Origin of the sequence: Pseudoduganella sp. R-32, assembly GCF_049913245.1 — a bacterium.
Classification (GTDB): domain Bacteria; phylum Pseudomonadota; class Gammaproteobacteria; order Burkholderiales; family Burkholderiaceae_D; genus Rugamonas.
Genome location: NZ_CP183987.1, coordinates 4,026,314 through 4,044,595 on the forward strand (window position 1 = coordinate 4,026,314; position 18,282 = coordinate 4,044,595).

Here is an 18,282-nt window from a genome sequence, read left to right on the forward strand (position 1 = left end):
ATGATGTAGATACACGGCTGGGTTTCCGGCGCCGGGTTCTCCGATGAGGTGACTCGGAAGGATGATAGAAGTGCGCAGCGAGGTAATACCAGTATCAATGGGTATCTGCAAGCGCGGCGCGGTGCACAGGCCATTGGTCGCTGCGGTATGCCATTTTCAGCGTATTAGCGCGGGAAAACGCTCAAGACCGTGCGCTCCCTCGAAAGTATCCTTGCGACGACATGTAGAACGATCCAAATCGTCCATGAAGTACAAGGAGACAAACGTGAAGCACAGCAAGAAGTTGAAGTACAGCGTCCTGGTCGGATCAATCGTTGCCGCCTTCCCCGCGATCACCCTGGCACAGGCTGCGCAAGACAAGAACGTCCAGCGCGTCGTCGTGACGGGCTCGAACATCAAGCGCGTGGACCAGGAAACCGCGTCCCCGGTTCAGGTCCTGTCGCGCCAGGAGATTGAACAAAGCGGCGCGCAGACCGTTGCGCAAATCCTCGACAACCTGACCAGCAATGACCGCGGCGCGATCAGCGACCTGGGTGGTACCAATTCCTGGGCGAGCGGCGCCACCGGCGTCTCCCTGCGCAACCTCGGCACGGGTGCGACCCTGGTCCTGCTTAATGGCCGCCGGCTCTCCTCCTACGGTTTTGCGGACGGGCTTCAATCGAACTTCGTCAACATCGATTCCATTCCAAGCGACGTCATTGAACGCGTCGAGATTCTCAAAGACGGCGCTTCCGCGATCTATGGCTCCGATGCAGTTGCCGGTGTCGTCAACATCATCACCCGCAAGAATTATCGGGGCGTTGGCGTGAAAGCTTCGGCCCAGCAATCGCTGAAGCGCTCCTTCCTCGATCGCGAACGCAAGGCTTCGATCATCGGCGGCACCGGGGACTTCGAGGAGGACGGCTATAACGCCTTCGCTCATCTCGAAGTCTATTCGCGCGGCAAATTCACCGATCGCCAGGTGCGCCCCTTGCTCCCCGACTGGTTCATCCGCATGAACCCGGATCGCGACGCGACTTCCACCGGCTCGATTCCCGGCAACTATGTCGGCCGCTACCCCGCCAATTACCACGATCCTGCCCTGGCCGGCAAATCGATCAATGTCGCGGCCCCTGGCTGCGCGCCGGAGAACCTGAGCGGCGGCCTGTGCTTCTATGACTATTGGCAGGACAGCCTGGCCCGTGCGCCTGCCGAGAGGGTAACCTTCCTGGGTTCGGGACGCCTCAAGCTTTCCGGCGATACGGTAGCCTACGGCGAACTGCAGCTTGCCAAGACGCGCAACAACTACAACACGGCGCCTCCGCGCAGCAATGTCACCGGTGTTCCCCTGTCCTGGTATGATTCGATCAGCGGCACGATGCAGTACTTTACCGATCCCAAACTGCCGGTCGGCCATCCGAACAACCCATATGACTTCCCCATTGGCCTGAATTACCGTTTCGCCGACGATCGCGACATGTTCAAGAACGTCGGATCATCGGAGCAGTTCCGCGCCCTCGCCGGCATCCAGGGCGCAAGCTTTGGCTGGGAGTGGGATGGTGCAATCGGCCATATGGGCTCCAAGGCCCGCCAGCGCCAGCACCTGTACCGCGATCGTTACGGCTACTACGATGCCATCGTCAGCGGCGCCTACAAATTCGGCCAGCAGAATGACCGCGCCCTGCTCGAAACCATGTTCCCTGAAATGGGTTCGCATGGCGAGTACCGCCAGACCTTCCTGGACTTCAAGGCGAACCGCGAGCTGTTCATGCTGGGCGGCGGTCCACTCCAGCTTGCGACCGGCGTCGACCTGCGCCACGAGTCCTTTGAGCATCAGAGCAGCGACAACGTCCTGGCCGCGCGCATCGTCCAGTTCAGCGGCGTGAAGATCAATGGATCGCGCAAGGTCGCGGCGGCCTTCCTGGAGCTTGGGGCGCCATTCACCAAGCAGCTGGAAGCGAGTTTTGCGGTCCGCGGCGACAAGGTGATCGACGGGGCCGGCGCGGTCGTGCCCAAGCTTGGCCTGCGCTATACCGTGAACGACATGCTGATGGTGCGCGGCACGGTGTCCAAGGGCTTCCGCGCGCCAAGCCTGCCGGAGACCGGCAACGGCGGCGCGTCCTGGTTCAACAACGGCTACAACGACCCCAAACGCTGCGCAGCCGCCACGGAGCTCAGGAACATCCTGAATACCGGCAACGCGGCCGACAAGAACCTGGCCCTGACCGCCTATGGCCTGGGCTGCTCGGTCAGCTTCCCGTCCGCGGTCACTCCAAATCCCGACCTGAAGCCAGAATATACCAACAGCTTCACGGCGGGCCTGGTGCTGCAGCCGATTCGCGCGCTCAGTTTTACGATCGACTACTACAACATCAAGCGCCGCGATGAAATCGCCGTCAAGAGCATCGACCAGACGCTCGCCAACGAAGACCGGCTGGCCGGGCTGGTGGAGCGCGACCCGCTGACGTCACAGGACCTGGACATCGCACGCCGTGCCTTCGAGCTGTCCGGCAGAACGGTCGGCTTCCCTGTGGGACCAATCAGGACCATCGCAGCCCAGTATGAAAACTACGGCAAGTCGCGCGTTTCCGGTATCGACCTTGATGCCAAGGCGCGCTGGAACCTTGGCGAAGCCGGTACCCTTAACCTCGGCCTGGAACTCAACCGCCAGTTCAAATACCAGAGCTGGGATAGCTTTGCCAAGACCTACACCGAGAACTATGTCGGTTATCGCGACAAACCTCGCACGCGCGCCGTCGCCAAGATGTCGTGGGAACGGGGCCCGCTCGTTGCAGGCCTGCGCGCGAATTATACAGACTCCACCAAGCTCGCCTGGGGCGTACTTGATACGACCAGCAGCATCGAGGGATGCGAGGACCGCGGCGTGAGCGCGGGCGAATGCCATATCGCTTCTGATACGACGGTCGACCTGTGGACCCGCTATACCTTCCAGCCTGGCACCACCGTATCGGCGAACGTATTCAACCTCTTCGACCGCAAGGCCCCCGTCAAGCTGTATCCGGGAAGTTCCCTGCCCCTGCGCTCGCGTACCTTGATGCTGACGGTTGAGCACAAGTTCTGAGGAAATTGAGAAACATGCTTCCAATCGAAAAGCTGAGCCTGACGGCGGCGGCCGCACTCCTGTCCTGCACAATGGCGCAGGCACAGGCACCGGCGGCCGATGCCGATCCTTATCTTTGGCTTGAAGAAGTCAGCTCGAAGCGGGCGCTGGACTGGGTCAAGCAGTGGAATAGCCTCACCACCAACCAGCTGGACGGACTGCCGGGCATCCAGCAGACCACCAATGCAATCCGCGAAGTCGTCGACTCGCGCGAGCGGATTCCTTTCGTCGAGAAACAAGGCCAGTACCTCTACAACTTCTGGAAAGACGCCGAGCACCCGCGCGGCGTGCTGCGGCGTACCACGCTGGAACGCTACGGGACTGATGCGCCGCAGTGGGACGTGGTATTGGATCTCGACCGGCTGGCGCGGGATGAGAAGGAAAACTGGGTCTGGCATGGCATGGAGTGCCTCAAGCCGCACGCGGAGCGCTGCCTGTTCTCGCTGACCCGGGGCGGCGGGGACGCGCATGTTGTGCGCGAGTTCGACACGAGCAGCCTGCAGTTTGTCCCGCAGGGCTTCTACCTTCCCGAAGCGAAGAGCGACGTCAATTGGGTGAGCCGCGACCGCCTGTTCGTAGCGACCGACTTCGGCCCCGGCTCGCTCACCAGCTCAGGATATCCGCGCATCGTCAAGGAATGGAAACGGGGAACGCCATTGCAGTCTGCGAAGCTGGTGTTCGAGGGCAAGCTGGCCGACATCAGCGTGTCCGGGTACTCTGACCACTATCCGCGATTTAAGCGCGAATTTGTCCTGCGCTACACCTCGTTTTTCACGAACGAACTGTACTTCCGCCATGCCGGGAAGCTGGTCAAGCTCGACAAGCCGAACAGCGCAACGGCCTTCACCTTCAAGGACCAGCTCCTGATCCGCCTGCGCGGAGACTGGAACGTCGGGAATCGCCAGTACCAGCAAGGCTCGCTCCTGTCGATCGACTTTTCCGGCTTCATGGCGGGCAAGCGCAACTTCACCATTCTGTACGAGCCAGACGCCACCCGCTCGCTGCAATCGGTCGCGACGACCAGGAGCGCGATCCTGCTGACAGAGCTGGTCAATGTGCGCAGCCAGGTGCAGGAGCTGCGCATGCAGAAAGGAAAATGGGAACGCCGGACGGTACCGACGCCGGCATTTGCCAGCGTCTCGATCTCATCGCTGGACTACCTGGATTCAGACCAGTACTTCATGGTGCAGAACGACTTTCTCACCCCCACCACGCTGCACCTGGCTCAGGTCAGTTCCGACGAACGGCGGCAACTGAAATCGCAGCCGGGCTTCTTCGATACTTCGGGCCTCAAGGTGGAGCAGCACTTCGCCTCCGCCAAGGATGGCACGCGGATTCCGTATTTCGTCGTCATGCGCAAGGACCTCAAGTACGACGGCAGCAATCCGACGCTGCTGTACGGCTATGGCGGGTTCGAGATATCGATGAAGCCCTCGTACAATGCCACGGTCGGCCGCGCCTGGCTGGAAAAAGGCGGCGTGTACGTGCTCTCGAACATTCGCGGCGGTGGCGAGTTCGGGCCGCGCTGGCACGAAGCCGCGCTGAAGGAAAAGCGCCAGGTATCGTATGACGATTTCATCACAGTGGCCGAAGACCTGATTGCGCGGAAAGTCACGTCGCCGCAGCATCTCGGCATCATGGGCGGCAGCCTGGGCGGCATGCTGGTGTCCGTGGCAGCCTTGCAGCGCCCGGAGCTGTTCAATGCCGTCGTCAGCCAGGTGCCGCTGGCCGACATGAAGCGCTACCACCGCATGCTGGCAGGCGCCTCATGGATTGACGAGTATGGCGACCCGGACCGCCCCGAAGAATGGGACTACATCTCGCGCTATTCTCCCTACCACCTGCTCGACAGGAACCGGTCCTATCCGCCGGTGTTTTTCACCAGTTCGACCAGGGACGATCGCGTGCATCCGGCCCATGCCCGCAAGATGGTCGCGCGCATGAAGGAACAAGGCCACCAGGTCCTGTATTGGGAGAACATGGATGGCGGCCATGGCGGCGCGGTGAACGGTGAACAGCAGGCCCGCCTCTACGGCATGGTCTACAGCTTCCTTTGGGACCGCTTGAAGTAGGTATTTGCCGGCCGCGCGGGGACCACAGTCAAGTCCCCGTGCGGCCCGCCACGCGGCTGTATTCGGTCGGACTCATTCCCACCACCGATTTGAACTGGCGGCTGAAAGCGCTGTGGTCGGAATAGCCGCATTCATGAGCGATGTCGGCGATCCTGGCGTCCGGCTTTTTATCGATGATGGCCCTGGCCGCCGAAAGCCTGCACTGAACCAGCATTTGCCGCGGCGAGTGATGAAAGACTTTCTGGAACAGGCGCTCAACCTGCGAGAGCGATAGCCCCGCCTGGTCGGCCAGCTCCTGGACGCACACGTTGCGCTGATAATTCTCGCGAATGTAGTCCGCGATATGGGCAATCTGGCGGTATGCGGGATTCACGTCGTCGGGCAAGCCGAGATCGCGTGAAGTGCCGATCAGGCCGACAATCCTGCCCTTCGTGTCCTGCAAAGGCATCTTCCTGGTGATGCACCAACCGCGGCTGCGCCCCGGGTAGATGTGCAATTCAAGGTGCCTGTCGATGCAAGCGCCGCTGTCAATCACCTTGCGGTCCTGGGCAAAATAGGTTTCCGCCAGGGCCTGAGGAAACAGGTCCAGCGCGGTTTTTCCGATCACCTCTTCCTTGTCCCGCGCCCCGCAACGGCGCACCATCGTCCGGTTGATGCCGAAATAGCGCCCTTCCCTGTCCTTGACGAAAAAGGCAATGTCATTCAAAGCGTCGAACATGGTCAAGATGGCGTCGATATTAATCGCCTCCAGCTCGCCAAAGCATGCCTGACTGATCATCTCCATTCCTCCGCAGCACGAAAAATGTTCACTTTGCATTGGCTTGGCAAGGATGGCAACGCCACTGTTGCGCCCCGTGCCAGGACATGGCCGGACTATGCCGATTTCCGTGTGATCCCGATCGAAAACATGCAAATTGGAAGTCAGCAAAAACGTTGTAATCACAACGAAATTGCGACTTGCATGTGCTCCAGTGCGCACAAGTCGCACAACGTTGCATACACTGCAATTGTTCCATAACAACTCAAGCTTAGTTAATCGGGTACGAATACCAACTTACGAGGACTGATCGCATGAAAATACCTGGCACGCACAAGGCATCGGCATTCCGCCGCTCCCAATGCACCCATGCTGTATTGCTCGCACTTGGCTGCATGAGTTTGGACGCCGTCGCGCAAACCATGCCGCGCGTGGAAATCACCGGCTCCAGCATCAAGCGCATCGAGGGCGAGTCCGCACTGCCAGTTGAAGTCATCAAGCGCGAAGACATTGAAAAGACGGGCGTGACCACGGCTGCCGAATTGCTGCAAAAGATCTCCTCGAATGTGGGCGGCCTGACCGATGGCACCAGCGTCAGCGATGTCATGGGCGGCCAGCGCGGCTTTAACGGCGCCAACCTGCGTGGCCTGGGCGTCTCCAGCACGCTGGTGCTGCTGAATGGCCGGCGCATGGCCAACTTCGCCAGCCCTGGCGACAATTCCGGCGTCGACCTGAACAACATTCCCGCCGGCGCCATCCAGCGCGTGGAAGTGCTCAAGGACGGCGCATCGGCAATCTACGGCACCGATGCCATGGGCGGCGTGATCAACTTCATCACCCGCAAGGATTACCAGGGCGGCGATGCCAGCGTGTATGCCCTGCGTACGGACGAAGGCGGCGGCGGCAAGAAATCTGCCTCGCTGTCCGGCGGCGTCGGCGATCTGAACACCGACCGCTACAACCTGTTCGGCGCACTGGACGTGCAAAAGACGAACCGCCTGGCCAGTTCGCAACGCAAATTCATGCAGGAATATAGCCTGCCCGACCGCCTGTCGCCGCAGCTGTCGAGCTACTCATTCCCAGCCAACGTCGACCTGACTCCCGCCCAGTTGGCAACCCTGAACCAATCGAGCTACCTGAAGGGCTCCGGCCCTGGCGGCACCTGGGTGCCGTCGCCTGGTCGCCGCGTCAATTTCGGCAAGGAGTCCTGCGTGGACGGCAGCCCGAACGTGGTGCGGCCGCTCGGTCCCGGCGGCACGGAAGGCTGTTCCTTCAACTACATGGGCGATTCGGAAGTCTATCCGGAATCGAAGAAGCGAAGCTTTATCGGCCGCGCCACCTTCCAGGTGACGGATGCCCACCAGGTGTTTGCTGAAGTTCTGCTGAGCAGGGCCGAGACCAGCTATGCCGCCTCGCCTGCCGTATCGAGCAGCATCAACGGCACGACCAGCGGCATCTTCCTGCCGGCCGACCTGCAAGCCAGGACCGGCATCACGGACCCGATCAATTTCCGCTTCCGGCTGTCGGACGCAGGCCGCCGCACCTCGGAAGTGACCAGCAAAGCGTCACGCCTGGTGCTCGGTGCGACCGGCAAGGTGGGCGACTGGGATTACGATACGGCCTACAACCACAGCGTCAACAAGGCAACCGACCTGGATATCGATGGCTGGGTGTCGCACAGCAAGATGTTGGCCGGTATTGCCAGCGGCCAGTACAACCCCTTTGTCCCTGCCACGGATGACTCCGGCCGCAAGTTCATGGACTCGATCAAGATCCATGACGCGGCACGCATGTCCAAGGGCACCAGCGACAGCATCGATGGCAAGGTGAGCCGCCCCCTGATGGCGCTGGGCGGAGGCGATGCCGTGCTGGCCATCGGCGCTGAACTGCGGCGCGAAAAGACTTCGTTCACCTCCTCCGAAGCACTGCGCAGCAACGATGTGCAAGGTGACCGCGCCAGCTCGGACGAATTGCTGGCCGACTCGTCCAATTCGCGCCGGATCACCGGCATCTACGCGGAGATCGACGCGCCGTTCAGCAAGGAATGGGAAGGCCAGTTCGCCATCCGTCACGACCGCTACAAAGGCGTACATGATCCGCTGACCAATATCACCACGCCGGCACTGAACACCACCAACCCGAAAGTCGCAATCAGCTACCGCCCGAGCAAGGAAGTGCTGGGGCGCGCCTCCTACGGCACCGGCTTCCGCGCACCTTCGATTTCCGAAATGTTCCTGCCCGTCCGTTCCGATACCACGGCAAGCTTCGTGAAAGACCCGATCTCGGGCGAAGTAGCCCAGTTCGACCTGGACCGCTACGGCAACCCGCAACTGAAGCCGGAAAAGTCCAGGCAGTTTTCGGTCGGCCTGGTACTGCAGCCGAACAAGAACTGGAATGGCAGCCTCGACTACTGGATCATCCGCAAGACCGACATCATTTCGGAAATCGGCGAACAAACCGTGTTCGACAATCCGGTCTACTACAACGACCCCAACATCGTGGTGCGTGATGAAGATGGTGTCGTTTCCTTCCTTCAGTTCAAGAAGGAGAATCGGGGCAAGCTCAACACAGCCGGTCTCGATATTGACCTTAACTGGCACGGCGATGCCACTTCAATGGGCCGCTTCAGCGCCAGCCTGAACGGCACGCTGATCACCAAGTACAAGTTCCAGTCCGATCCGCTCTCGCCGATGACGAATGGCCTGGGCGTCTTCCGCGACGACAAGGCTGTGCAGCGCTGGCGCCACAAGCTGAATATCGACTGGAGCCAGGGGCCCTTCAGCCTGAGCCTGGGCAACACCTTCTTCTCCAGCTATCGCGACCAGAACATCGCCGGCCTGGCTGATCCGGGATGGAACGACCGTGACGTGAAAGCCTATTCGCTGTGGGACCTGACAGGCAGCTATGCCTTCAACAGCAAGCTCAAGCTGCGCGCCGGCGTGATCAATATGTTCGATACGCCGCCGCCATTCACCAACCAGTCGCGCTACTTCGAAGTGACCTGGGACCCAACCTATGGTGATCCGCGCGGCCGCTCGTTCTTTGCCAACCTGCAGTACAAGTTCTAGTGTGGCGTCGTTAATTCAGCCTTCCGATTACCGACGCGTTTGAATGGAGAGCGATCACGACGCAGTATAAGATTTACATCATTGCACTGCGTCGTGCTCTGACATTCTTCGCGAAAGGATAAACCTTGAAACTACTGTCCTCCCCTCTGGCACGCCACTTCGCCGCCACCGCATTCTGCCTGTCTTCGTTTGCTATCGCCGCCCCCGCCTCCGCCGGACCTGACTGGGCAATCGATGTCGCTGGCGGAGAAGACCATCCCCTGATCCAGCGCTATAACAATTCCTGGATGATGGCGTACAAGAAAATCGGCTTTGACCAAACGACTTTCCCCGGCAAAATGGGCTTGGACAGCCATAATGCTTTCCAGGCGCCGGTCACCGTGGAAGGCCAGATCACCCGCATGGTGTATTTCGCCCCGCTCGGCAAGTCGCCGCTGGAAGTACATCGCAACTATGAACAGGCCCTGAAGGCAGCGGGATTCAAAGCCATCGTCAGTTGCACGCCGCGCGACAAAGGCTGCGATAGCATGCGCTACGGTTTTGACGATCATTATGGCGCCATGAAGGAAGCCGACTTCCGTGCCAACCGCTCACGCCATCCGGAGAAATCCACGCTGTATAACCAGATGTATTCCCTGGGCGGTTCGAACATGCTCGGTACCGATGACATCTATTTTACTTACGGCACCTTGTCAAAGGATGGGAACCTCGTCCACGTGATGGTGAATTCAGGAAAGGTATATCGCACCGACTTCACCACGACTTACATCGAAATCGCCGAACCCCAGGCGATGCAAGGCGGACAGGTGACTGTCAACGCCGATGCATTGAAGGCAGCCTTGCAGTCGAGCGGCAAGATTGCCCTGTACGGCATCTACTTCGATACCAGCAAGGCAGAGATCAAAGCCGCGGAATCCAGGACCCAGCTGGACGAGATGGCGAAACTGTTGAAAAGCCAGCCTGCCCTCAAGGTCTACATCGTGGGCCACACGGACAACCAGGGCAATCTCGACGCCAACCAGCTGTTGTCGCAGCAACGTGCACAAGCGGTTGTCTCCGCGCTGGCGAGGCAGTACCAGATCCCTTCCACGCGCCTGACGAGCAAAGGTGTCGCCAGCCTGGCCCCCGTCGCTTCCAACGGAGATGAAACTGGTCGAGCCAAGAATCGCCGGGTGGAACTGGTCGTTCAGTAGATAAGCGAAAGTCCCGGCGTGCGCCCAGCCGGCAAGCACTAATCTGGGTATGGGACTCGACCTAAATTAGGTGGCAGTACCGATTCCCGCCCCGCTCCTCCAGCCCATGATAAGCAGGCCGTTGCCCCTCGCGGGCAGCGGCTTCGCTGTTCAAACAGTAGCGTTTTGATAGGAGACTGCCATGTGGATTGGATCGATCAGGCTGATTGTGCAAACAAAAAACGCAGCAAACGCCGGAACAGATAGCCTTGTTCAAGCCAGGATCTTGCGGGATGGCCACGAACTTCGCTTGCTCAATCTGGACTATCCGACGGAAGATGACCTGGAGGCCGGGGCCATCAGGAATTATGACTACATGGGGCCTACGAAACTGCCCCGGCGGAATGACAAGACACCGGAACTTCCACCGGGCGTGGGGCAGATACCCATGCCGTATCCGGGTTACGGCTTTGAATTCTCGAACGGGATGAGCCGTCACTTGCAGATTCAGTTGCGCATTCGCGGGGACGATATGTGGATCAAGGACAACGTCGACCTGTACGTCAGGTTTATCCGGCAACGCGCCACAAGTTTCGATACCTTGGCCTGGATCGAGGACCCGGACTGGACATACATCGCGAGCTGGGGCCGCGACGTCGCAATGAGCACGGACGCAAGAGAAGGCGTTACCACCTGGACCTTGAATTTGTCCTGATGCAGACAAGTGCACTGCGCCTGCAACGGCGAACTTCTTTGAGAAACGTATGGGAGAGAAATGATGCGCAAGATCGCCGTTGTAGGCAGTGGACAGGCCGGCCTGCCTCTGGCATTGGGCCTGTTGGCCAATGGCTTTGACGTCACCGTCGCGACCAACCGCACGCCCGACGACATTCGTAATGGCCGCGTCATGTCGAGCCAATGCATGTTCGATGCCTCACTGCAGATCGAACGGGACCTGGGCCTCAACCAATGGGAGGACGCATGCCCGACGGTGGACGGGATCGGACTGGCCGTTCCGAATCCCGATGCCCCACATGAAAAACTGATCGACTGGAGCGCCCGCCTGCAGCGTCCTGCGCAGGCCGTCGATCAGCGGATCAAGATGCCTGCCTGGCTGCAGCAGTTCGAAAGGCAAGGCGGCAGGCTGCTGATCGAAGACGTCGGCATTCCGGAACTGGAACGGCTCGCGAAGGAAAATGAACTGGTGATCGTGGCCGCGGGCAAAAGCGAAATCGTCAAGCTATTCGAACGTGATGCCATCCGATCCGCATTTGACAAACCGCAGCGCGCCCTGGCCCTCACCTACGTGAACGGTTTGCGACCAGCGCAGGAATATTCGCGCGTCGCATTCAATCTGATCCCCGGTGTCGGCGAGCATTTTGTCTTCCCTGCCCTGACCACCAGCGGCCCTTGCGACATCATGGTGTTCGAAGGCGTTCCCGGCGGCCCGATGGACTGCTGGCGCAATGTAGCAACGCCCCAGGCCCACCTGGCGCAAAGCCTCGCCCTGCTGCGTACCTTCCTGCCCTGGGAGGCCGAACGTGCCGCGCATGTGGAGCTGACCGACGCAAACGGCATCCTGGCTGGCAGCTTTGCGCCCACCGTGCGCAGGCCAGTCGCCACCCTCCCGTCAGGGAAAATGGTCTTCGGCCTGGGCGATGCCGTCGTGCTCAACGACCCGATCACCGGCCAGGGTTCGAATAACGCCACCAAGGCAGCGCGCATTTATCTCGACGCCATCCTTGCCCATGGCGACCAGCCCTACAGCCGCGAGTGGATGCAGCGGACTTTCGAACGCTTCTGGGTGTATGGCGAGCAGGTCGTTGCATGGACCAATTCGCTGCTCCGCCCGCCGCCGCCCCACGTGCTCAACATGCTGGGCGCGGCCGGCAATTGCCCTTCCCTTGCCAGCGCTGTCGCCAATGGCTTCAACAATCCGCCAGACTATTTCCCATGGTGGTTCGACGCCGAGGCCTGCGAACAGTTTGTCGCCCTTCACATGGCCAACGCTTCGCGCGCGGCAGCCTGATTGCGCGCCATGACGATCCACGCCGCGCCGTCGAACATCACCGACCGATCACCGGATTGACGCGCGAACACGGCACGCAGCGCGGCCGAGGCGCTGGCGCGGATGCCGTCGGGCTGGTCAGCGAGCGCACGCGACAACGGGCCGACCTCGAGCGCCATCTTTACCGCGTCGTCGATCGCAGCGTCGCGCGTCTCGCCTTCGCCCAACGGGATGGAAGCGTCGAAGGGCATGATGGCAATATCGGTGAAGCCGGCTGCAGCCAGGATGCACGCCACGCGCTCCCGGTCGCCGAACGAGAATGGGCCAGGCGCTTCTGGATCGGGCTGCGCGGCCGGCGGAACGATGCCCTTGATCGCACCCATCGGCAGGCGCACCCAATCGTTCTCGGCCGCTCCGCGCCAGCACACGAAAGCGACCCGCCCACCCGGCCGGAGCGCGCGCCGCATATGGGCGAACGCACCTGCCGGATCATCGAAGAACATGACCCCGAAACGCGAGAACAGGATGTCGAACGCGCCCTCGGGCAGCTCGGCGCTGCCGGCATCGGCCAACTGGAAACGGACCGGCGCATCCGGCGGCGCCAGCGCGCGCGCCCAGCCGATCAGCGGTTCGGAAATGTCGACGCCCAGCACTTGCCCGCTCGCACCGACGCGGGCGGCCAGCGCCAGGCTCGAAGTGCCCGCGCCGCAGCCAACGTCCAGCACGCGCTCGCCCGGCGCAGGAGCCACGGCGTCGATGGCGGCCTGGCCGAACACCGCCACCATGGCGTCAAGCCTGGCCTGGTGGGCAACCCAGCGCTCCCCGCTTTGACCATTCCAGTCGGCGACCTGGTAGATATTCCTTTCTGCCATGTCAAATCCTCACGCCAGCAGCGATTGCTGGGCGAAGATGCCCGCCATCGCGCCTTGCGATGACGCCTGGGTGACCGAAGGAAGGAAAGGCGTGGCGAGGTCGCCCGCGGCGTAGATGCCGGGCACGCTCGTTTGGCGGCGCTCGTCGACCTTGAGGACGATGCCGGTGGGCGTATCCACGGTGGCCAGGCCCAGTGTTTCGTGCAGGCTTGCGCACGGCTTGTTGCGCGGTTGGGCGAACAGGACGTCGACCGCGACATGACGGCCGGTATCGAGATCGACGGTGGCGATATGGCCATTGCGATGGGCGATCGCGGCGATCCGGCCGGCGACGACTGCTATGTTGCGGCCCGCCAGGTCGGCCTGGATATCGGCCGGAATGTCATGACCATCGGCGAAGACAGTCAACTTGTCGGTCCAATGCTGGAACAGCTTGACGGACTGGTGCGACTGCGGGCCTGTCCAGAGAACGCCCCAATGCCGGCCCGCGACTTCAAAACCGTCGCAATAGGGACACGGCACGATCGACGTGCCCCAGCTTTCGGCAAAGCCAGGTACATCAGGCATCTGGTCGGCGACGCCATAACTCAGGATCACGCGGCGCGCCGCAAAGGTTTCGCCATCGCCCGTGAGAACGGAGAAATGGTCGATGGCGCCGGAGACGCTGTCGGCCCGGGCATTGACCAGCCTGATCGCGGGATAACGCGCCAGCTGCTGCCGCGCCTCGGCCAGGATGTCCAGCGGCGGCTTGTGATCGTGGCCGAGCAGGCCATGCGAGTGGCCGGCGAAGCGATTGCGCGGCAGGCCGCTATCGAGAACGGTGACCGTGCGGCGGGCACGGCCAAGCTGCAGGGCGGCGGCGAGACCGGCAAAGCTGCCGCCGATGATGATGACGTCATTCATGATGATGGGCTCCGTTTGCAGATTTGAATACTACGTGGTATCCTAAATCATGACTTTGAATACTGTCAAGTACTATAATTATCATGACTGAAAACAGCCAGGGCCGGCGTGGCCGGCCAGCGAACGAGGCGCTTGCCCAAACGATCGTCGACGCCGCGTACGAACTCTTTGTGGAATTGGGCTTTCAAGCAACGACCATGGACAAGGTCGCCCAGCGCGCAAAAATATCCAAGCTCAGCATCTATCGGCACTTCGAGAACAAAGAGGCGCTATTCAGCGCCGCCATCTCGGCCCGCTGCCATCAGTTTGCACCGCAAGCCCTTTTTGAAAGCATCGGCGGGTCGGCCGAGGACCAGCTCATGGCGGTCGGATCATCCCTGCTGCGCACGCTGATGAATCCGGAAGTCCGCGGTGTCGAAGCCATGATCATGGCCGACAAGACGAATCAAAAGTCGTTAAGCAAGCTCCATTACGAAGCCGGGGCCGCCCATGTCACCGCCCAAATCGAGGTCCTGTTGCGCCAATTGCAGGCGAAGGGGGCGATGAAGGTGCCAAATCCTCGCCAGTCCGCCCGCTTGTTCGCCGCGCTTGTCAAAGGAGCCGACCTGCTGGCGATCGCACGCTTCGATGAAGCGAAAGCAATGGACGCCAGCGAAATCGAATCCTATTGCCGGTCGGCCGTCGCCATGTTCCTCGCCGCACACGGTTCTGCGCTGCCCAATAAAGGAATTGCGAACGCTGCATAGTGCTTCTTGGCTAAGCCATGTTTCCCTGCCTGAAAACATCACACCATCTGGACTACTACCTTGCCCTTGGCGCGCCCTTGTTCGAGGTGCGCCAGCCCTTCCTTCGCGCTCGTGAACGGAAACACCTTGTCGATGACAGGCCGAATGTGCGACGACTCCAGCATTTCTCCGATCTTGCCAAGCTGGCGTCCATCAGGGCGAACGAACAAGAATGAGTACCGCGCGCTGCGCTTTTGCGCCAGCCGAATGATCTTGCGGCTCAAGAGACCGAAGACGAACTTCATCAGGAAGTTCATGCCGCGCGCACTTGCAAATGCGGCATCCGGCGGGCCAACGAGGGAGACCACGCTGCTGCCAGGCTTCACGATCTTCAAGGCATTCTCAAGCCCGTCGCCGCGCACCGTGCCCAACACGGCGTCATAGCCACTCAGAGTATTCTCAAATTCCTGCTTCTTGTAATCGACGACTTCATCCGCGCCGAGACTACGCACCAGATCGACATTTGCCGTGCTGGTCGTGGTGCCCACTTTCGCGCCAAGCTGCTTGGCCAGCTGGATGGCAAAGGAACCAATGCCGCCAGAACCTGCCGGGATAAATACCTTCTGCCCTGGCTTCAACTGGGCGCGCTCGTTGAGCGCCTGCCACGACGTGAGGCCAACCATCGGAATCGATGCTGCCTGCACAAAATCCAGGTTGGCAGGTTTATGCGCTGCAGCGCGCTCAGGCACCGCAGCATACTCTGCCAGGGAGCCTGTGCCGAGATCGAACACGCTGGCGAAGACGGCATCGCCGACCTTGAAGCGGTTGACGCGGCTGCCGACTTCGACCACCACCCCAGCCAGGTCGCTTCCCATCGTGGCGGGCAAATCAAACTTGAGGATGGGCTTGAACGATCCTTTCGGAATCATGTAATCGATAGGATTGAGGCCGGCGGCATGCACGTGGACCAGGATCTCATCGGGTTTGATGCTTGGCCGTGGGACATCGGCAAAGGCGAGCGAGTCAATGCCGCCATAACGTTTCAGGACAAGTGCTTTCATTTGGACCTTCCTTCTTTATAAAAATAATACGGGCGGTCCTGGAGACCGCAATCCTGCTGCATCAATATGATGAGCATCATATTTTTGCGCAAAAAAAGTCAATGCCTCATTCGGCGGCAGCCGCAAACTGCTTCATCGTGGCTTCACACAACGCTTTGGACAAACGCGGGTCATCGACAGCGCGCGCCATTACCGTAGTGCCGATCAGGGCGCACACCAGCGCCATCGCCTGCTCATGCGCCTTTGGCTGGCCCCAATCCGGCATCTGGCGCGCGAACACGTCGATCATTTCCTTGATATGAATCGTCGCGGCTCGCCTTACTTCGGGCGATTGCCGCGGCATCTCCGAGCCCAGCGCCGATACAGGGCACCCGGTCTCGATCGCAGCAATATGCTGCGGCGACAGATATGCCTGCATCATGGCCTGCACGGCTTGGCCAGGGGGTGCGGCAGCCGCCACCCGCGCAGCCAGGGCAACCGACTCGGTGCCGGCACGATCGGCGGCTTCGGCCAGCAAAGCATCGCGCGATTCAAAGTGCGCGTAAAAGCCCCCGTGCGTCAGTCCAGCCTCTTTCATGATGTCGGCCACGCCGGTACCGTCATACCCGCTGCGACGAATGGCGCGCGACGCCACCTCCACGATACGCTCGTGGGTGAGTTCCTTGCGGCTGACAGGCGGGCGCTTGCGGGATTTGGTCGGCATGATGGTCATCATATACGATTTCAGCTAGATGTGCACGCAGCACATGCTGCCCGCCGTCGCCAACAGCGGCCATGGTTCGGTTGCCAAAAGTTTAAACTGCGAAAACGCTGGCCAGCGCGAATCAACCCGCGCCACGCCAGCGTTAATGGAAACCGGTACGGCCGGTCCAGGCCAAGCATTCACAAGTTCGAATGCACGATCGTTGCTCCCGTCTTTTTGTCCCGGACTGTTACGCTGCGTGCGCCAAGCGGACGGCCATCTGCATACAAGGGCACGACCAGGGCCCAGTCAAGCGTCCCCGTTTCATCAACCCATTGATAATCGGCGTGCGCCCTGGGGTATGCTTCGGCCTCGCGCCTCGCAGGGCTGTCGACATAGAAGGTGCGGGGCGTATCGCCCTCGATCATAACTTCCCACATCCCGCCCTCGCGGGCAAAGACCTTGGGCGCGTACGCCGCAATGCGCTTGACCGACTCGACCCGTGCGGCACGCACTTCGCCCTTCGCAACGTCAAGCTTGATCGCCAGTACGGCAACCTGCTGTTGTCCGGTCGGTGCGGCGGCTGGCCTGGCGCTTTCGATGCGCGCAGAACTTCGAAGCTCCCTCGCGCGCTCAGGGTCCTGTTGTTGGGCTTGCGCCAGGCCGAGGCCTGCCCCGCACATGCCGATGGCAATCCAGATCTTGTTCATGATGTTCTCCTCTCAATCAAGGGTGCCAAGGCGGCGGAACCGTGTAGCTCCAGTGGGCTGGTGCAAATGCGGCAGGCTGGGTGATGGTCGGGGAACCGGACAAGCCATGATAGGCCGCCCGCATCACTGCCCAATCGGCCGGCCCGGCCTCCCACACTTCGTCGCCGGCGTTGCGCATGATCAGGTTATCCGTGATATTGCCCTGCGAGCGCCACCAGACCGATCCATCCCGGCTGGACGTCATGGATTGGCAATTGCGCCAGCCGGCATTGGCGCCGTCCCCGTTACAGGCTGCCTGCGAACTGTACATGACCGGCGGCTTCACGAAGTATCCGCCATCGCAGCAATATTCGTCCGGCAGGCCGAACAGGCCATGGCCGGTTTCATGGACGATCGTTCGATAGCTGGTCGGTTCTCCAGTCGCGCGCCCGCCACCGCCGCAGTCACGCAATTCATTGCGGTGGATGAGCACGATCTGGTCGGCGAATACGCCGTCCGTGTTGACCTGCCCCGGCCAGGTAACGATCGGGCAGCGGAACTGGCCGCCCGGTCCCGGCGCTTGTTCGACAACGGAACCGCTGGCTGTCATGTAGAAGTAGTTGTACAGGCCCCAGGCGTTGAAGTAGGCGCGGTTCTGCCAGTATCCGTTTTCAATCACATTGGCCAGGTCGTTGACGAAAGCCTGGCGGTTGGCCAGGACCGACATGTCTCCATAAGAGGTGTCCGGAACGAAGAGCACGTTGAAAGCGCGATCGCGGTCGCTTTGTACAACATACATTTCGAACACCGTACTGCCGGACGCAGGCGGGTCGTCATCATGGACGACCCTCGTAATCTGACATCCCATGAGTAGCGATGCTGCAAGCGCCGCGAGCATCGCTCCCGGCAGGTTCCGTAGTTTTAGAACGTATTGCCATGACATGATGAACTCCCTTGTTTTGTTGACCGAGGCGGGCAGCAACCGCGCTGGCGCCTTGCGATGAACTTTAGGGAAGTGCGGACCGGCACGGATTGGTACTGACACCCAAATTTAGATGGCCGCGACACCCAGATTTCGGCCCAGCGAGCGTGTTTGATCAATTTCATTAAACCCGGTGGAAATATTCATAATTGCCAAGGTATGCAGCCGCGCCGACAATTGCCATGAAGCAA

General features: G+C 60.7%; 14 protein-coding genes. 7 read left to right on the forward strand and 7 right to left on the reverse strand.

The genetic code is table 11. The features are described from left to right. Window positions 1–265 precede the first annotated feature (265 nt). Together ACN9MU_RS18330 and ACN9MU_RS18335 are read left to right on the forward strand one after the other, a co-directional pair. On the forward strand, window positions 266–3,061 hold the full coding sequence (locus tag ACN9MU_RS18330) for a TonB-dependent receptor plug domain-containing protein (RefSeq protein ID WP_426318161.1): 2,796 nt from the start codon (window positions 266–268) through the stop codon (window positions 3,059–3,061). A gap of 14 nt (window positions 3,062–3,075) precedes the next feature. Continuing rightward, window positions 3,076–5,172: a prolyl oligopeptidase family serine peptidase gene (locus ACN9MU_RS18335; protein ID WP_426343244.1), complete on the forward strand. Its 2,097-nt coding sequence runs from the start codon at window positions 3,076–3,078 to the stop codon at window positions 5,170–5,172. Between the two features lie 28 nt (window positions 5,173–5,200). Here ACN9MU_RS18335 and ACN9MU_RS18340 read toward each other — a convergent pair whose 3' ends face one another. Next, entirely contained in the window at window positions 5,201–5,950 is a 750-nt protein-coding gene (locus tag ACN9MU_RS18340; protein ID WP_426318163.1) for a helix-turn-helix domain-containing protein, read from the reverse strand. A 374-nt stretch (window positions 5,951–6,324) separates the two neighbouring features. On the opposite strand from ACN9MU_RS18340, the gene ACN9MU_RS18345 reads away from it, so the two are divergent. From ACN9MU_RS18345 to ACN9MU_RS18360, 4 genes are all read left to right on the forward strand, one after another. Then, window positions 6,325–8,997 carry a TonB-dependent receptor gene (locus tag ACN9MU_RS18345; RefSeq protein WP_426318164.1) on the forward strand — a complete coding sequence of 891 codons (2,673 nt, stop codon included), beginning with the start codon at window positions 6,325–6,327 and terminating at the stop codon, window positions 8,995–8,997. A 125-nt stretch (window positions 8,998–9,122) separates the two neighbouring features. After that, the gene (locus ACN9MU_RS18350; protein ID WP_426318165.1) at window positions 9,123–10,190 is read left to right on the forward strand and encodes an OmpA family protein; all 1,068 of its coding nucleotides are present in this window, start codon (window positions 9,123–9,125) and stop codon (window positions 10,188–10,190) included. 181 nt (window positions 10,191–10,371) lie between these two features. Continuing rightward, complete coding sequence (locus ACN9MU_RS18355) at window positions 10,372–10,884, forward strand: hypothetical protein (RefSeq protein ID WP_426335881.1); 513 nt, start codon at window positions 10,372–10,374, stop codon at window positions 10,882–10,884. A gap of 63 nt (window positions 10,885–10,947) precedes the next feature. Then, the gene (locus ACN9MU_RS18360) at window positions 10,948–12,198 is read left to right on the forward strand and encodes a styrene monooxygenase/indole monooxygenase family protein (RefSeq protein ID WP_426323781.1); all 1,251 of its coding nucleotides are present in this window, start codon (window positions 10,948–10,950) and stop codon (window positions 12,196–12,198) included. On the opposite strand, the gene ACN9MU_RS18365 is transcribed toward ACN9MU_RS18360, so the two are convergent. Together ACN9MU_RS18365 and ACN9MU_RS18370 are read right to left on the reverse strand one after the other, a co-directional pair. Continuing rightward, a complete protein-coding gene (locus tag ACN9MU_RS18365) occupies window positions 12,165–13,049 on the reverse strand; it encodes a class I SAM-dependent methyltransferase (RefSeq protein ID WP_426343245.1) in 885 nt (294 codons plus the stop codon). The genes ACN9MU_RS18360 and ACN9MU_RS18365 overlap by 34 nt on opposite strands. 9 nt (window positions 13,050–13,058) lie before the next feature. Next, the gene (locus ACN9MU_RS18370; protein ID WP_426343246.1) at window positions 13,059–13,952 is read right to left on the reverse strand and encodes an NAD(P)/FAD-dependent oxidoreductase; all 894 of its coding nucleotides are present in this window, start codon (window positions 13,950–13,952) and stop codon (window positions 13,059–13,061) included. An 83-nt stretch (window positions 13,953–14,035) separates the two neighbouring features. On the opposite strand from ACN9MU_RS18370, the gene ACN9MU_RS18375 reads away from it, so the two are divergent. Further along, window positions 14,036–14,698, forward strand: a complete 663-nt coding sequence (locus ACN9MU_RS18375; protein WP_426161830.1) for a TetR/AcrR family transcriptional regulator — start codon at window positions 14,036–14,038, stop codon at window positions 14,696–14,698. Window positions 14,699–14,736: 38 nt separating this feature from the next. Here the strand turns inward: ACN9MU_RS18375 and ACN9MU_RS18380 are convergent, their stop codons facing one another. From ACN9MU_RS18380 to ACN9MU_RS18395, 4 genes are all read right to left on the reverse strand, one after another. After that, window positions 14,737–15,738, reverse strand: coding sequence for an NADP-dependent oxidoreductase (locus tag ACN9MU_RS18380; RefSeq protein ID WP_426161832.1), 1,002 nt, complete (start codon window positions 15,736–15,738; stop codon window positions 14,737–14,739). 106 nt (window positions 15,739–15,844) lie between these two features. Continuing rightward, window positions 15,845–16,453, reverse strand: a complete 609-nt coding sequence (locus tag ACN9MU_RS18385; protein WP_426161833.1) for a TetR/AcrR family transcriptional regulator — start codon at window positions 16,451–16,453, stop codon at window positions 15,845–15,847. A gap of 167 nt (window positions 16,454–16,620) precedes the next feature. Continuing rightward, on the reverse strand, window positions 16,621–17,130 hold the full coding sequence (locus ACN9MU_RS18390) for a hypothetical protein (RefSeq protein WP_426161834.1): 510 nt from the start codon (window positions 17,128–17,130) through the stop codon (window positions 16,621–16,623). Between the two features lie 16 nt (window positions 17,131–17,146). After that, entirely contained in the window at window positions 17,147–17,908 is a 762-nt protein-coding gene (locus ACN9MU_RS18395; RefSeq protein ID WP_426161835.1) for a hypothetical protein, read from the reverse strand. Between the last annotated feature and the right edge of the window lie 374 nt (window positions 17,909–18,282).

Excerpts from the sequence above, each read along its gene's own strand:
- ACN9MU_RS18335 (WP_426343244.1), top strand. The coding sequence starts at position 3,076 with ATGCTTCCAATCGAAAAGCTGAGCCTGACGGCGGCGGCCGCACTCCTG.
- ACN9MU_RS18385 (WP_426161833.1), bottom strand. The coding sequence starts at position 16,453 with ATGATGACCATCATGCCGACCAAATCCCGCAAGCGCCCGCCTGTCAGC.
- ACN9MU_RS18355 (WP_426335881.1), top strand. The coding sequence starts at position 10,372 with ATGTGGATTGGATCGATCAGGCTGATTGTGCAAACAAAAAACGCAGCA.
- ACN9MU_RS18365 (WP_426343245.1), bottom strand. The coding sequence starts at position 13,049 with ATGGCAGAAAGGAATATCTACCAGGTCGCCGACTGGAATGGTCAAAGC.
- ACN9MU_RS18360 (WP_426323781.1), top strand. The coding sequence starts at position 10,948 with ATGCGCAAGATCGCCGTTGTAGGCAGTGGACAGGCCGGCCTGCCTCTG.
- ACN9MU_RS18370 (WP_426343246.1), bottom strand. The coding sequence starts at position 13,952 with ATGAATGACGTCATCATCATCGGCGGCAGCTTTGCCGGTCTCGCCGCC.
- ACN9MU_RS18375 (WP_426161830.1), top strand. The coding sequence starts at position 14,036 with ATGACTGAAAACAGCCAGGGCCGGCGTGGCCGGCCAGCGAACGAGGCG.
- ACN9MU_RS18395 (WP_426161835.1), bottom strand. The coding sequence starts at position 17,908 with ATGTATGTTGTACAAAGCGACCGCGATCGCGCTTTCAACGTGCTCTTC.
- ACN9MU_RS18345 (WP_426318164.1), top strand. The coding sequence starts at position 6,325 with ATGAGTTTGGACGCCGTCGCGCAAACCATGCCGCGCGTGGAAATCACC.
- ACN9MU_RS18380 (WP_426161832.1), bottom strand. The coding sequence starts at position 15,738 with ATGAAAGCACTTGTCCTGAAACGTTATGGCGGCATTGACTCGCTCGCC.
- ACN9MU_RS18390 (WP_426161834.1), bottom strand. The coding sequence starts at position 17,130 with ATGAACAAGATCTGGATTGCCATCGGCATGTGCGGGGCAGGCCTCGGC.
- ACN9MU_RS18340 (WP_426318163.1), bottom strand. The coding sequence starts at position 5,950 with ATGATCAGTCAGGCATGCTTTGGCGAGCTGGAGGCGATTAATATCGAC.